We start from the raw sequence: 14,080 nt of genomic DNA, 5'->3' as shown, positions 1-14,080 counted from the left end.
AGGGATGCCGATGGCCCACGGTCATCGCAGAGGGAAGGGACCGCAGTTGGCAATCAGCGTACGAGACGTTGCGGCAGCCGCCTCAGTGTCGGTGGGAACCGTGTCGAACGTGCTGAATCACCCGGAGAAGGTGTCGCCGGCGACTGTCGAGCGTGTGCTGGCCGTCATCAGTGAACTCGGCTTCGTGCGCAACGACGCCGCACGGCAGCTGCGCGCCGGGCGCAGTCGAAGCATCGGCATGGTCGTGCTCGATGCCAGCAACCCATTCTTCGCCGCAGTCGCACGCGGAGCCGAGTCGCGCGCTGAGGAAGACCGGCTCTCTGTATTGCTGGGCAACAGCGACGACGATGTCGTACGCGAAGATTCCTACCTCGAACTCTTCCGTGAGCAGCGAGTGCGAGGCGTGCTCATCACGCCCGCATCACACGCCGCCGAGAAGCTGGCACGTCTGCAAGAGGCTGGGATCCCCGTGGTTCTCGTCGACCACGAGATCAGCGAATCCGAGTTCTGCTCCGTATCCGTTGATGACGTCGAAGGTGGATACCTGGCAGCATCCCATCTCCTCGAACAGGGCCGTCGCCGTCTGTGCTTCGTCGGAGGTTCGTCGTCGATCGCCCAGGTCGCTCATCGGCTCGAGGGCGCACGGCGTGCCGTCGCGACGGTGGACGACGCAACGCTGGAGGTGATCGAGATGCCTGCGCTCACGGTTCTCAACGGCCGCGCAGCCGGCGAGGTCATTGTCGGCCGCGAGCCCGACCAGCGACCCGACGCGATCTTCGCCGCGAATGATCTGCTCGCGGTCGGTCTTCTCCAGGGGCTCACGATCTTCAGCACCCTCCGGGTGCCGCAGGACATCGCCCTGATTGGCTACGACGACATCGACTTCGCGTCGGCCACCGTCGTTCCGCTGAGCTCGATCCGCCAGCCCGCGGAGACGATCGGGCACACGGCGGTGGAGCTGCTGCTTAAATCGATCGAGGATCCGGATGGTGACTACGAGCGTCGCGTGCGGTTCCGTCCGGAACTCGTGGTGCGCCAGTCCACTGTCGGCTGAGGCGAGTGCTGGAGTGGGCTCGGTGGAGGCGGAGCCACTCACCTGCGCCGACGTTCACCTCGAGCGGAGAGGTATCCGCTCCGGTGAGGCGCAGTGGACGTGAGGTTCGATCCAGGTTCGCGACCAGGATGATGTCGCCATCCTCGCCGCGCGCGCCGATGGCCCAGAGCAGTCCGTCCGGACTGCCGCCCCAGAGAAGCGTCCGTCCGGCCAGGGCAGCCACCTTGGTGATGGCATCCGCCACAGGACGGGGCATCCCCGAGGCATCTCGAAGTCCACGCGGACCCCAGGTCTCGAACCAGGCGAGGCTTGCCACGCCTGGAACTGCGAGGGCCGCAGCGCTTGCGATCGTCCAGGCGGCGAGTTCCCGGGCATCCTGACGTTCGTCGTCGGCGCCGGTGAATTGCGCGCCGTAGCCCTGACTCAGATCGGTCAGCGTCGGTGCCGACTGTGGCGTCGTGGCCACATTGTTGAAGCGCGGACGCAGCGTCACCGGCCCGATGTGCACAGGGAGACCAGCCGCCATTTCGACCGTCTGCGTCGCGATCAGTCGTTGCATCGCCAGCGCCTCGACGAGCTGTTCGGTGTCGAGGGAGTGGAACAGCGGTGTCGTGGTGATGGTGATGCCCTCGACGTCGTCGGGGATTCGGCGATGTTCACGGTTGAGCTCGGTGAAATGCGATCGCGCGCCGCCTCGGATCGGGATGGCCAGTCCAGCTGCGCTGAGTGCTGTGCGAAGCCCCTCGACGGCGCTGCACTCGCTCACATGCAGGATGCTGTCGAACGCTGTGATGGCGATCACCCGGTGATCGGCGAGCGCGCGAGCGGCCTCAGCGAGAGGCGCCGGGTCTGCATCGGTGACGAGACGTACGTCCAAGTGGAGCCCGTCGGCTGCGGCTCTGGCGAGGGCAGCGCGCCACGTCGGGGTCGTCAGGTTCAACTCGACGATACGGAAGTCTCCGACCGGGCTTGATGGCTGCGGGTTCGGCCCATCCGGCGCAGTCGAAGCCTCGACACCGACCAGCGGGAACGCGCCGCCCTCGACGAGCGAGATCTCCGCACGGCGCTTTTGTGCAGCGGGTGGCAACAGTGGTGCGTCGAGCGTGATCACCTGGTGCACGCGCTCCCCGGCACGCAACGCGTAGGGGTAGGGGAGTGCAAGCGGCCGGCTGTAGGTCTTGAACGAGGCATCCGACCAGTTGCGCTGATCTTCCATCTCGAACACATCGCCATCGAATCGGAGCATCGTCGCAGCATCACCGTCCCCGACCTGCAACGCGCAGATGTCCATGATCGGCTGATGCGGGCTGATCGCATCTGGCAGGGCGGTGCGCTCAAGCGAGCCGTCAGAATGCGTTGCCGTGACGGCACGCCCAGCGTCTGATGGCGGATGCAGGACGACGAGCCCCACGCGGCAGGTGTCGAAGTCTCGCAGGTTCTCCGCATCCCAGTCGATGCGCAGGGCATCTCCCTGGAGATCAACGGTAAGCCTGGATGTCACTGCGGCGCCGAGGCCCTCGTGTCGCAGCTGGAGCACAAGGGACTCGGCACCGAGGTTGGCGTCGATGACACTCACCGGTACGGTGTTCCACCCGGCATCGCGCACGACGGCGCGCACTGCGCGGAGGATCACAACGTCGCCGCTACGGATGTCTGCGAGCTCGTCGCCACGCAGCGCGATCGTCCACCCGCCGGCCCGCCAGGTGGGCGCCGTCTCGCACCACCAGACCGGCGCGCCGCTCCCGCTGTGGGTCACAGCGAAGTCATCCCGCCGTCCACCGCGAACAGCGCGCCGGTCGCGAACTCTCCGTCGGCGCTGGCGAGAAACACCATGATGCCTTCGACATCAGTCGGCGTTCCTGCACGACCAAGCGGGATACGCCCGACGATGGCGGCACGAGACTCCGGGTCTTCGGAGATCGTCGAGACGAGCCCGGTCTCGGTGTAGGCGGGAACGACTGTGTTCACTCGAATGCCGTCCGCGGCATATGCCGCGGCGACGGTGCGTGTGAGGCCGTGGATGCCCGCCTTCGAAGCGCTGTACGCAGTGAAGTCGGCACCTTCACCGTTGAGACCGGTGGGGCTCCCGGTGAGGATGATCGAGCCGCCGCCCGCAGCCAGCATCGCCCGGACGGAGTGCTTCACCGTCAGGAAGGTGCCCGTGAGGTTGATGTCGATCGTTCGTCGCCACACATCGAGATCGAGGTCGGCGATCTTGGCATCCTGGCCGAAGAGCTGCACTCCAGCGTTTGCGACGACGACGTCCGGGCTCCAGCCCGCAGTGACCAGATCCGCGAATGCTGCGGCGACGGATGATTCATCCGAGATGTCCATAACTGCCGCACGCGCAGCCTCACCGATGGATGCGGCGACTGCCGCCGCAGCATCCGCATTTCGATCGGCGATGATCACGCGTGCGCCTTCGCGGGCGAAACGGTTGGCGACTGCGCGACCGATCCCGGAGGCGGATCCGGTGATCAGTGCGGTTTTCCCGTGAAGGCGTGTCATGTCAGCGTGTGATTTCGTCGAGGTGGAGCATGCGGGCGAGGTTCTTGTCGAGTTCATCATCGCGGAAGATCTTCTTCCAGTCGTCCTTGATGATGCTCTCGCGACCATAATCCATCGCGATGAGGCACGCGTCAGAGAACGGGTTGTCGCCGCGCAGGCCGTTTGCGAGGGCGACCTGCGTGTGACCATAGAGGATGCTGCGCGCTGCGGCCTCCGGCACACCCATGGTGTTCACTGTCTCCTGTAGAGCCTCGTTGAGGAGTGCGCCGATCATGCAGGCGATGGTTTCCACGAGGGTCGGCTCGAGCTGGGCGAGCTGCTTGATGGTGACCCAGTGCACATCGATGACGGGCGCATAGATCGCGCGTACGGTCGCTTCGACGATGGCACGCTTGGCCGGATCATCCGATTCCACTGCGGCGACGGCGTCTTGTGGGGCGGCGATGCCGCCGAATGTGTCGGCCCACTGCTCCGGGGTCTCGCGCTGCAGGAAGATCGACGGGTGGCACGGGTGGGCGACTGCCTGGATGACATCCTCTCGAGTAGTGAGGAGTCCCGCGTAGGCGGCGGCAGGGTCAAGTGTCAGCACGATCGCTCCGGCGCGCAGCTGGGGGACGAGATCCGCGGTGACGGGGCCGAGTGCCAGGTCGGGCACAGCGAGCACGACGATGTCGGCGTCGGCAACGGCTGCCGAGGCATCCGTCAGTTCGCGGCCGGCGTCGATGGTGCGCTGCCGGCCGGCGGGGGAGTTCTCGACGTACCAGACGGTGTGGTCGGTCTTCACCAGGTTGTTGGACACGCGCATGCCCATCTTGCCGCCCGCGCCGATGACGGCGATCTTGTAGTTGTCGCTCATAGTGTGCTCCTCAGGTAGTCCAGGGTGGCGCGGGTCCATTCCCGCTCGGTTCGGATGGTGGTCGCTGGGTCGTCCTGCCACGGCAACCAGTGCTCGACGATTTCGTTGATGCCTCGCTCGCGCGGACGCACAGTCGCGAGCAGGTGTGCGTAATCGTGCAGACCGGTGCCCATCTGCGCCCCGCTGTACGTGAAGCCGACCCAGCCCGGCTGGCGGGTGAAGGCGAAGTCCTTCACGTGCACGTTCTTGGTGAGTGTCGCTGTCTGTTCGACACAAGTGCGCGGCTGCTCGAGTTGGGCCGTGACGTTGGCCGGGTCGAGGCAGATCCCGAGTCGGTCGCTGCCCACTCGTTCGATGACTCCGATCAGATCGAGGGTGGGGACCTGTTCGTAAGTCTCGAGGGCGAGCGTGACGTTGGCGGACTCGTAATCTCGGATGCCGCTGCGCAGCCACGTCTCGGCCTCGAGGAGGCTCGGATAGGAGTCGGGCGCGTGGAGCATGCTGCGCACGAGGTGCGCGTCGAAGATCTCCGCGAGCGTCAGGAAGCGGCTCAAATGTTCGGGTGCGATGCCCTTGGTGCCCAGCTCGATGGTGAGGCCGAGGTTGCGGGCGGCAGATGCGGCGTTGCGCAGCTCGGCGTCGCTCATCTGCTCCAGTGGTGCAAAGTCGCAGATTTGGAAAAGGTCGATGCCCTGGGCGCGGGTGTCCTCGAACGCACCGATGAGGCTCAGCGGCTGGGGTGCGCGATCGGAGTGCTGCCAGAAGTAGGCATAGGTGCCGAGACCGATCATGTTGCTATTTTGGCAAACCGGTTGACCAATTGCAAGCGCAATTCTGCGCTGTCGGAGTAAGTTGGCTCTATGCCCGCATTTCCCGGTGATGGAGTCGCCGACATTACAGCTGCCCTGGGCTCCTTGCCGTCAGGGTCTCCGGTGTCCGAGGTCGCGCGACGGCTGATGGACCTTTTCACCAGCGGTTCTGTCGCCTCTGGTGCGCGGTTGCCACCAGAGAGGCAGCTCGCTGCAACGCTGGGGGTGGGGCGTTCTGCGGTGCGGGAGGCGCTGGCGGCGTTGGAGATTCTTGGAATCGTGGATGTGCGCCCCGGATCCGGCACCTATCTGCGCGGTGCTGCGAGTGAGCTTCTCCCACAGACGCTTCGGTGGGGGCTCCTGATCGGCGAGCGTCGCACTGCTCAGTTGCTCGAGTTGCGTGAAGGGCTTGAGATCTACGTTGCACGCCTTGCGGCGACACGTGCGGACGACGCGATTCTCGAGCGAATGGCACAGATCGTCGAGCGTATGCGCGCGACCGTGACCGAGCTGGCGGCGTTCGCGCGCGCTGATCTGGATTTTCATCATGCGTTGGCAGATGCTGCTGGCAATGAGACGCTGACCGATCAGGTCCATGTCGTCCGTTCCCTGCTTCAGGTGTACGCGGATCGCGCAGTGCATGATCGTGAGCATGCTGAGCGGGCGGTTGCTGAGCATGAGGCAGTGCTTGAGGCGGTGCGCGCGAAGGATGCCGACAGTGCAGCATCGGCGATGGCGGTGCACATGGCGACGGCGAGTGCACGTCTGCTCGCGGATGCCGAGCCAGTACTCGAGTAGCCGGTTCGCTCCGCTCTCTCTGAGCGGTTATGCTTGCTGAGTGCATCCGAGTTTTGGCCTGGATGCCTGGAGACGTCGCATAGTGGCCTAGTGCACCACCCTGCTAAGGTGGAGTCCTCTTACGGGGACCGAGGGTTCAAATCCCTCCGTCTCCGCCATTAAATCCCTGGTCAGAAGCTATTTTCTAAATGCTCTGCGTCGGGTTTGCGTCAAATTGCCCACGGAATCGTCGGCCAAGAGTGTCCGTTCCGCCCGGCAAGCATGCGTGAACGTGCTGATCACGTCGCATTTCCCTAAGGCTTGGCGCACGGAGACGGAGGGATCTTTTCCCTCGGTCTCTCGCCGCCCCGCGCCTAAGTCCCGGAGCCGTTCTATTTCTGCAAGAGGTGACCTACCTTTTCAGCCGAGATGCGCGCATCGAGCGCCGCTCGCCACACTGTGGGCCGGACTTTTCCGGTTGGGTCCGATGGGTTTGTTCGAGTTCGATACGGCGACGCGCGTGTCCACAGGGAAGCCGCTGCTTGACTTCTTGATCCGAGAGCACGGTGTTCAACCCGGAGAGCGAGCTCTACGGGTTTGATGTCAAGTCATGGCTCTTCGCGATGCAGTGGTTGCTAAGGAGATAATGTGCTCAAGTGGAGAGGAGCACGGCGGTGTCAGGGGTTGACAAAAAGTTTCCGGCCAAACGGGTCACAGCGGCTGATGTCGCGCGTTCAATAGGTTTGTCCCGCGCTACCGTCGGTTTTGTTTTCAATGACACCCCGGGGCAGACCATTCCGGAGTCCACCCGCCAGCGGGTGTTCAGCGAAGCACGGCGGCTCGGCTACAAACCGCACACCGCGGCACGTGCTCTCGCGAGCGGTCGAAGTCACATCGTGCTGATCCTGCTGCCCGACTGGCCCGTCGACCACAGCATGAGGGCACATTTGGATGAGGCATCGCTGGTGCTCGATCGGGCCGGGTACTCGATGGTGACGATGACGCCGCATCCAGGGGGACAGGCGGTTCCTCTCTGGGAGAGCCTGAGTCCCGAGGTGGTCATCGCGTTGGCTCCGCTCTCGGACGCGCAGCATTCGGCGATTGTCGCAACCGGTGCACACACGCTGGTCCCCGGTAGGGATGCCCTGGAACTAGGACGTGAGCTCCATTTCGAAGAAGGCCCCAGCCTTCAAGTAGAGCACCTCGTGAACTCCGGCCGTCTCCAGATTGCTTTTGTGGGGACAACTGATCCGAGGCTGCAGGATCTGGTTTCACAGCGCAGTGGGCTGGCGGATAAGACGCACCGTGCCATCACCGGGCGGCCCCTGGTGGCAAGCGTCGCCGTGAACGAGTCCACCGTCGGATCGGCGCTCGCCGAGCTCGTCAACAACGGAGTCGATGGGATCGTGGCGTACAACGACGACGTGGGCGCTCTCGTTCTCGGTGCCGCCATTCGCGCGAGCCTGCTCGTGCCGGGCACTCTCGCGATCGTCGGCCACGATGACACCCCGCTGGCTCGTCTCGTGGTCCCGGCTCTCTCAAGTGTTCGTGTGGACACCGCGGGTCTAGGGCGATTCCTCGCTGAGCTCGCTCTGAGTCGTGTGACGGCTTCTGACTACCCCCAGGCAGGCCCGGAAGCGACTGCTGTTCTAGTGCGTCGGGAGACTAGCTAGTACCTAGTGCTTTGCGCTCGTGAGCTGCGTCCCTTATCCTGAGGTAGCGCGCGCTAGTGGCACGCCTCATGACATCGGAGTCTCATGGCATTCAACGACGAAAACACCCCAGCGGGTGCGCCCACTCAGACTGGTGCATCCACCCAGGTCGAAGTGGTACTTCCGGACCCACAGAAAAAGGTGAGTCGACTCTTCATCACCTTGTTCGGGCTGTTGAACTTCGGCCTCTACCTGACCGTGATGATGCCTGCGTTGTTCAGCCTTCCCTACAAGGTCGGCGTGTTGGACCCAGGCAACAAGGCTGCTCTTCTCGGACTGGTCGCGACAGTGGGTGCCGTCGTCGGGCTCATCGCTGGGCCGGTCGCCGGCGTGCTCAGTGACCGCACCCACACGCGAATCGGTCGACGCCGGCCCTGGCTTATCGGCGGCATCATCGTGCTCGCGATCGGATCGACCATCGTCGCACTCTCAGACTCGGTACCCATGCTGATCCTGGGTTGGGTCGTGGTCTCTCTCGGCGGCGCTTGCAACGCTGCGGCAATTACGCCGCTCGTCGCGGAGCGTGTGCCTGAGGCTCAGCGGGGAATCATGGGCGCGATCGTCGGCGTCGCCACTCAATTGGGCGGAGTATTGGGTTACACGATCGGCGGACTCTTCACGACGAACCTGCTGCTGATGTTCCTCATCCCGGTCATCACGCTCGCCGTGGTCGGTGCGATCTTCATGATCTTCATCTCGGATCCGATCGTAACTCTTCCTCACACCTCGCTGGCCCAGACTTTCCGGCTGCTCGTCTTCAACCCGCGTAAGCACCGCGACTTTTCACTGGTGTGGCTCGGCAAGCTGCTCATGCAGACCGCGCTGGCCTTTCTCACCACATACCAGCTGTACTTTCTGCTGGATCGGATCGGATTCACCGCCGAGCAGGCCGGGGCGCAGCTCGCGGTGGTGGGTGGTCTCGGCATCCTCATCACCATGACGTTCGCCATCGTCTCCGGCACACTCTCGGATCGACTCAAGCGACGCAAGGCCTTCATCTATGGCGCGTCCGGCCTCACGGCTACGGGGCTGGCGCTTATGGCATTCGCTGATGGGTTTGGTCTATTTTTCGCCGCAGTACTGTGCATTCTCGGTGCTGCCGGAATGTTTGGCGCGGTCGACGTCGCGATGGCGAGCGATCTGATTCCCGATCGGGAACAGGCAGGGCGCTGGATGTCGATCTACAACCTTGCGGCGACCCTGTCGACGGCGATCGCTCCGGTTATTGGTGCAGCCCTGCTGCTGATTGGGCCCAGCGCTGGTGGGAACTACACGGCTTTGTTCCTGGTCGGAGCGCTGCTCGCCCTTGGCGTTGGCGTTACAACTAGCTTTGTGAAAGGTGTGCGTTGAGCATGACCTCGTCCGCTACAAGTGCACTCTCCGTCGAAGAGACGCTCGCCGCAATGACTCTCCACGAGAAGGTCGGGATTCTCGAGGGTGTTGAATTTTGGAACACCGCCGCGATCGAGCGGCTCGGCGTCCCCGCGCTCTATCTGACCGATGGGCCGCATGGCGTGCGAAAGGTGAGGACTGCGGCAGGAGCCTTTGGTGTCGGTGACAACGAGCCATCGACCGCTTTTCCCACTTCCGCGACCGTCGCAAACTCGTGGAGTCCTGAGAACGCAAGACTGATCGGAGTCGCTATCGGTCGCGAATCGGCCGATAGCGGGGTGGATGTGCTGCTCGCCCCGGGCGTGAACATCAAACGCAATCCTTTGTGTGGCCGCAACTTCGAGTACTTCTCCGAGGACCCGCTCGTATCTGGGATGCTCGGGGCCGCTTTCGTGCAGGGCATTCAGTCTGAAGGGATCGCCGCCTCTGTCAAGCATTTCGCGGCCAACTCGAACGAGAATTTCCGTTTCGTCGGCGATAGTCAGGTAGACGAGCGCGCTCTCCGCGAGATCTACCTGCGCCAGTTTGAACGCGTCGTCACACACGCTAAGCCACACACCGTGATGTGCGCGTACAACGCGATCGGAGGCGTCTTCAGCTCCGACAACCGTGAGTTGCTCACCCGCATCCTTCGCGATGAGTGGGGGTTTGATGGCGTCGTGATGACGGACTGGGGAGCTACCCATGACCGTATCGAGAGCATACAAGCGGGCTGCGAGCTCGACATGCCAGGCGGCACCGGACACAACGGAGAGCAACTCATCGCCGCGATCGGAGACGGGCGCCTCGATCTGGCAGTGCTCGACGAAGCGGTGCGCCGCATGCTAACCCTCGTCGAGCGGATGACGGTCGCACCCCGGCGACTCGGTCATGACCCGGTGGAGCACCGCGAGCTCGCCCGGCAGGTCGCCACCGAGGGGGCGGTGCTTCTCGCCAACGACGGCATCTTGCCACTCGACCAGCGCGCCGACTCGCTGCTCATCGTCGGCGAAATGTTCAAGCAGATGCGTTTCCAGGGTGCCGGCTCGTCGCTCATCAACCCGACCGAGGTCGTGAGCCCCCAAATCGCTTTCGACCACCGTGGCATTGACTACATCTACGCCACCGGATACCGCAGCACGTATCCCAAGCGCGATCGGGCGATGGAAAACGAAGCACTCGCGGCCGCGAAATCAGCCAGCACCGTGCTGTTCTTCGGAGGGCTCACTGACCTCGAAGAGAGCGAAGGATTCGACCGAGAGTCGATGGCTCTGGGAGAAAATCAAACCGCACTGCTGCGGCAGTTGCTCGACTCCGGCGCTCGGGTCGTGCTCGTGTTGTTCGCCGGCGCGCCCGTCGAGCTGCCGTTCGCCGACGAACTGGCGGCGGTACTCGATATGTACCTTCCGGGAATGGCCGGAGGAGAGGCCGCTGCTGCCCTCCTCTTCGGGGAAGCAAACCCCTCAGGCAGGCTCGCCGAAAGCTGGCCTCTTACCGCGGGTGATGCCAGCTCCGCGGCCGACTTCGACCACGGAACAGTAGCCCAGTACTACGAATCGATCTATGTGGGTTATCGCTTCTATGACAAAGCCAAGACCGTGCTTCGTTACGCCTTCGGGCACGGCCTGTCGTACACCCAGTTCGACTACGGCGACCTCGCGGTGAGCGTGCAGGACGGCCGCGTAGGCGTCAGCGTCCATGTATCAAATACCGGAAGCCGCGACGGGGCAGAAGTCGTGCAGCTGTACGTCCGCAACAACGCGGGAGAGGTGTTCAAGGCAGAGAAAGAGCTCCGCGCGTTCACGAGGGTCGAGGTTCCGGCAGGAGACACCGTGGAGGCTGCGCTTTCGTTTGAGCTGTCCGATCTCGCCTACTGGGATGTACGCGACCGCGGGTGGATTCTCGAAAACGGCGATTATGAAATTCTTATAGCGGCGTCCTCCGACGACATCCGATCGACCGCGCCGCTGCGCATTTCTTCGGGCCGCGACTCACGCTCTCCCTACCTCCCCGAGGTCGAGCGCGCGTATGCGATGCCGCCGGTGCAGATTCCGGAGAGCTTCTCGCTGCTGTTGGGGCGAGAGGTTCCGATTCACTCTCGGTCCCATCGCCTCACGATGGAGACTCGACTTGCCGATGCGCGGCACTCCGTCATGGGCGCAATCATGTACCAGACAGTTGTTTCCCGAATGAAAAAGGACTACCTGACGGCGCTCGCATTGCCTGACGGTCTCGAGCGTGACGCGCGCGTCAAGAATGCGCACTTCGTGTTGCGGATGATGCCGTTCAACTCGTTGAGAAGCATGGCGATGTCGGCATCCGGTCAGTTTCCCTTTAACCTCGCTCAAGGCATCGCAGATATTGCTGCATTCCACCCCATCCGCGGCCTGCGCCGAATACTGGGCAAGAAAGCACGTTCATGAAGATCACGTCATTGACCATCGATGGGCTTGCCTCCGGTCTCGTCACGGATGAGGCTCCTCGCATCTCGTTTGCGTTGGGGGCCGAGGCTCCTGGAGAAAACCTGCAGTCAGCCGTCATCGCTGTCGACGGTTGGAGCGTAGAAACGCGCGAGCAGATCGGAACGGTGTATGCCGGACCGCTCAAACCTTTCACGGAGTATCTCGTACGTGTAACGGCCACAGGGTCGAGCGGAGACGTGGCGGAGGCTGCAACCTCGTTCCGCGCCGGACGGTTGGAAACACCCTGGTCGGGACAATGGATTACAGACCGTGCTTACGAGACACCCAAGAAGCAATCCCCGGTACCGATGTCGTTCCGCAAGACCTTCGTCGTCGGTGCCGGCTTGCGACGTGCCTGGCTTGAGGCCACCGCTCTGGGAGTGTATGAACTCGAGCTCAACGGCGCCAAAGTAGGGGCAGACTATTTCGCCCCGGGGTTCACCTCCTACGAGAACCAGATCCAGTATCAAACCTACGATCTCGATGGGCTTGGTGATGGTGAAAACACCCTCACCGCGACTGTCGCCGGAGGCTGGGCTGTGGGCTCGTATACCCACAAGCGTAAGAACAAGATCTACGCGGACCGCCAGGCCTTTCTGTGCGAGCTTCACTTGGAGTATGCGGATGGGACTGTCGAGGTGATCGCGACCGGTCCGGACTGGCAGGTCAGCACCGACGGGCCATTCAGGATGGCGGAGTGGTACGACGGCGAGACATACGACGCAACCGTCGCCCAGGAAAGCCAGAGTTGGAAGCAAGCAGACACCACCGCGCCGCGGGGGACTCCGCGGATTGTCGCCCAGTACGGCTCGCCGGTTCGTGCGCAGCAGGTGATGCATCCCGTCGCCCACTCCGTGGCAGCTAGTGGGGAGCTGATCTTTGACTTCGGGCAGAACTTCGCGGGCGTCGTGAGCGCGATAGTCCGGGGAAAGCGCGGACAGGCCGTGACCTTCCGGCACGCCGAGGTGCTCGTCGACGGCGAACTGTTCGTGAAGTCGTTGCGCACCGCGAAAGCCACTGCAACGTACACGTGTGTCGAGGGCGAACAGACCTACTCGCCCCGACTGACCTACATGGGATTTCGCTATGTTGGCGTGAGTGGAATCACTGCCGAGGACCTGGACCTCACGGCTCTCGTGGTGCACTCAGACCTGGCGGAGACGGGTTCTTTTACTTCGTCGGATCCCCTCATCAATGCGCTGCAGTCCGCGATCCAGTGGGGTGGCCGATCCAACTTCGTGGACATCCCGACGGACTGCCCGCAGCGGGACGAGCGCGAGGGCTGGACCGGGGACTACGCGGTCTTCGCGACCACGGCGTCTTACAACTTCGACATGAGCAGGTTCATGCGCAAGTGGCTGCGCGATCTGAAGTCCGAGCAGAGCCCCGGTGGTGGCATCCCTATGGTGGTGCCTCGCGCGGGTAATGGCTTCCCGGTGATGGCAACATCCTGCTGGGGTGATGTCTGTGTGCTTGCGCCGTGGGCCGAGTATCTCGCGCGCGGTGACCTCGGTCTTCTGCGCGACCAGTATGAAACGATGACCAAGTTCCTCGGTGCCGCCTCCTGGTGGTCGGGCCTCTTCTCGGTCACCAAGAACGCGCGGCGCATCTGGCGCTTTCCCTTCCACTTTGGGGACTGGACGGCTCCAGACGGTGCGGTACGGGACTGGCTCGCCAAGGGCAAGTGGATCGGCACCGCGTACTTTGCCAACTCCTGTGGAATCGTCGCCGATATCGCTGACCTGCTCGGCAATCCCGGGGACGCCGCGCGCTATCGGGCGCTCCGCGAGGAGATCATCGTTGCGTACCGCGCCAAATTCACTGACGGCAATGGCTTGCTCGCCAAGGAGTTCCAGACCGGTTACGTACTTCCCTTGCACTTCGGGATGACCAGCGGGGCCGAGACCGACCAGATGGCCGACAACTTGGTTCGACTCATCGACGACGCCGATGGTCACCTGGCAACGGGGTTCCCCGGAACCCCGTACATTCTGTTCGCGCTGTCTGACAGTGGTCGAGTGGATGACGCGTTCCGGTTGCTGCAGCAGACATCCAGCCCGTCGTGGCTGTACATGGTCGAGTCCGGTGGCACCACGATCTGGGAGCGATGGGACGCGCTGCGGCCCGATGGCACCGTCAACACGTCGAGCCTCACGGCCGGTGGGGGAGACGACAGTTCGGACGGCGGGATGGTGTCCTTCAATCACTATGCCGCGGGCGCGGTGGGCGACTGGCTCTACCGTCGGGTGGCGGGCATCGAACCCATCGAGGGTGGATACCGCAGTTTCCGAGTCGCCCCACTCATGGGTGGGGGGCTCGCGTCTGCGCGCGGAAGCGTGACAACTCCCTATGGGCAGGCGTCGTCGGACTGGAGCGTCGCCGACGGCGTTTTCACTCTCGCGGTGGAGGTGCCGGTCTCGACATCGTGCACCATCGTGTTGCCTGACGGCACTGAGCACGTGCGCACCAGTGGGCGCCACGAGTTCCAGTGCGAATTCGTCGCAGCGTAACTCGTCCATGCTGGCATACGG

At 63.5% G+C, this 14,080-nt stretch carries 10 protein-coding genes and 1 tRNA gene; 7 read left to right on the top strand and 4 right to left on the bottom strand.

Annotated elements, in window-relative coordinates; translation table 11 throughout:
- The first annotated feature begins 46 nt into the window (after nucleotides 1-46).
- Nucleotides 47-1,054, top strand: a complete 1,008-nt coding sequence (locus ACSU04_RS08155; RefSeq protein WP_439289038.1) for a LacI family DNA-binding transcriptional regulator — start codon at nucleotides 47-49, stop codon at nucleotides 1,052-1,054.
- Here the strand turns inward: ACSU04_RS08155 and ACSU04_RS08150 are convergent.
- Genes ACSU04_RS08150 through ACSU04_RS08135 form a run of 4 tightly spaced genes read right to left on the bottom strand, consistent with a single transcriptional unit; the run spans nucleotide 966 to nucleotide 5,209 of the window.
- Nucleotides 966-2,810, bottom strand: coding sequence for a hypothetical protein (locus ACSU04_RS08150; protein ID WP_439289037.1), 1,845 nt, complete (start codon nucleotides 2,808-2,810; stop codon nucleotides 966-968). The two genes, ACSU04_RS08155 and ACSU04_RS08150, sit on opposite strands and share 89 nt — an antisense overlap.
- The gene (locus ACSU04_RS08145; RefSeq protein ID WP_439289036.1) at nucleotides 2,807-3,562 is read right to left on the bottom strand and encodes an SDR family NAD(P)-dependent oxidoreductase; all 756 of its coding nucleotides are present in this window, start codon (nucleotides 3,560-3,562) and stop codon (nucleotides 2,807-2,809) included. The genes ACSU04_RS08150 and ACSU04_RS08145 overlap by 4 nt, the downstream gene beginning before the upstream one ends.
- A gap of 1 nt (nucleotide 3,563) precedes the next feature.
- Nucleotides 3,564-4,418: a phosphogluconate dehydrogenase C-terminal domain-containing protein gene (locus ACSU04_RS08140; protein WP_439289035.1), complete on the bottom strand. Its 855-nt coding sequence runs from the start codon at nucleotides 4,416-4,418 to the stop codon at nucleotides 3,564-3,566.
- Nucleotides 4,415-5,209 (bottom strand): sugar phosphate isomerase/epimerase family protein, encoded by a 795-nt coding sequence (locus ACSU04_RS08135; RefSeq protein ID WP_439289034.1) that lies wholly within the window; start codon nucleotides 5,207-5,209, stop codon nucleotides 4,415-4,417. Before ACSU04_RS08135 ends, ACSU04_RS08140 begins: the two co-directional genes overlap by 4 nt.
- Before the next feature lie 69 nt (nucleotides 5,210-5,278).
- On the opposite strand from ACSU04_RS08135, the gene ACSU04_RS08130 reads away from it, so the two are divergent.
- From ACSU04_RS08130 to ACSU04_RS08105, 6 genes are all read left to right on the top strand, one after another.
- Nucleotides 5,279-6,025 (top strand): FadR/GntR family transcriptional regulator, encoded by a 747-nt coding sequence (locus ACSU04_RS08130; RefSeq protein WP_439289033.1) that lies wholly within the window; start codon nucleotides 5,279-5,281, stop codon nucleotides 6,023-6,025.
- Nucleotides 6,026-6,093: 68 nt separating this feature from the next.
- Nucleotides 6,094-6,183: transfer RNA gene (locus tag ACSU04_RS08125), tRNA-Ser, on the top strand.
- 495 nt (nucleotides 6,184-6,678) lie between these two features.
- Nucleotides 6,679-7,677, top strand: coding sequence for a LacI family DNA-binding transcriptional regulator (locus ACSU04_RS08120; RefSeq protein ID WP_439289032.1), 999 nt, complete (start codon nucleotides 6,679-6,681; stop codon nucleotides 7,675-7,677).
- An 84-nt stretch (nucleotides 7,678-7,761) separates the two neighbouring features.
- On the top strand, nucleotides 7,762-9,066 hold the full coding sequence (locus tag ACSU04_RS08115; protein ID WP_439289031.1) for an MFS transporter: 1,305 nt from the start codon (nucleotides 7,762-7,764) through the stop codon (nucleotides 9,064-9,066).
- Nucleotides 9,067-9,068: 2 nt separating this feature from the next.
- Nucleotides 9,069-11,510, top strand: coding sequence for a glycoside hydrolase family 3 C-terminal domain-containing protein (locus ACSU04_RS08110; RefSeq protein WP_439289030.1), 2,442 nt, complete (start codon nucleotides 9,069-9,071; stop codon nucleotides 11,508-11,510).
- Complete coding sequence (locus ACSU04_RS08105) at nucleotides 11,507-14,059, top strand: family 78 glycoside hydrolase catalytic domain (protein ID WP_439289029.1); 2,553 nt, start codon at nucleotides 11,507-11,509, stop codon at nucleotides 14,057-14,059. The genes ACSU04_RS08110 and ACSU04_RS08105 overlap by 4 nt, the downstream gene beginning before the upstream one ends.
- The last annotated feature ends 21 nt before the right edge of the window (nucleotides 14,060-14,080 follow it).

Source organism: Microbacterium sp. A84 (genome assembly GCF_051842815.1).
Classification (GTDB): Bacteria; Actinomycetota; Actinomycetes; order Actinomycetales; family Microbacteriaceae; genus Microbacterium.
The sequence above is the reverse complement of the archived record's forward strand: the minus strand, read 5'-3'. Positions and strand labels throughout refer to the sequence as shown.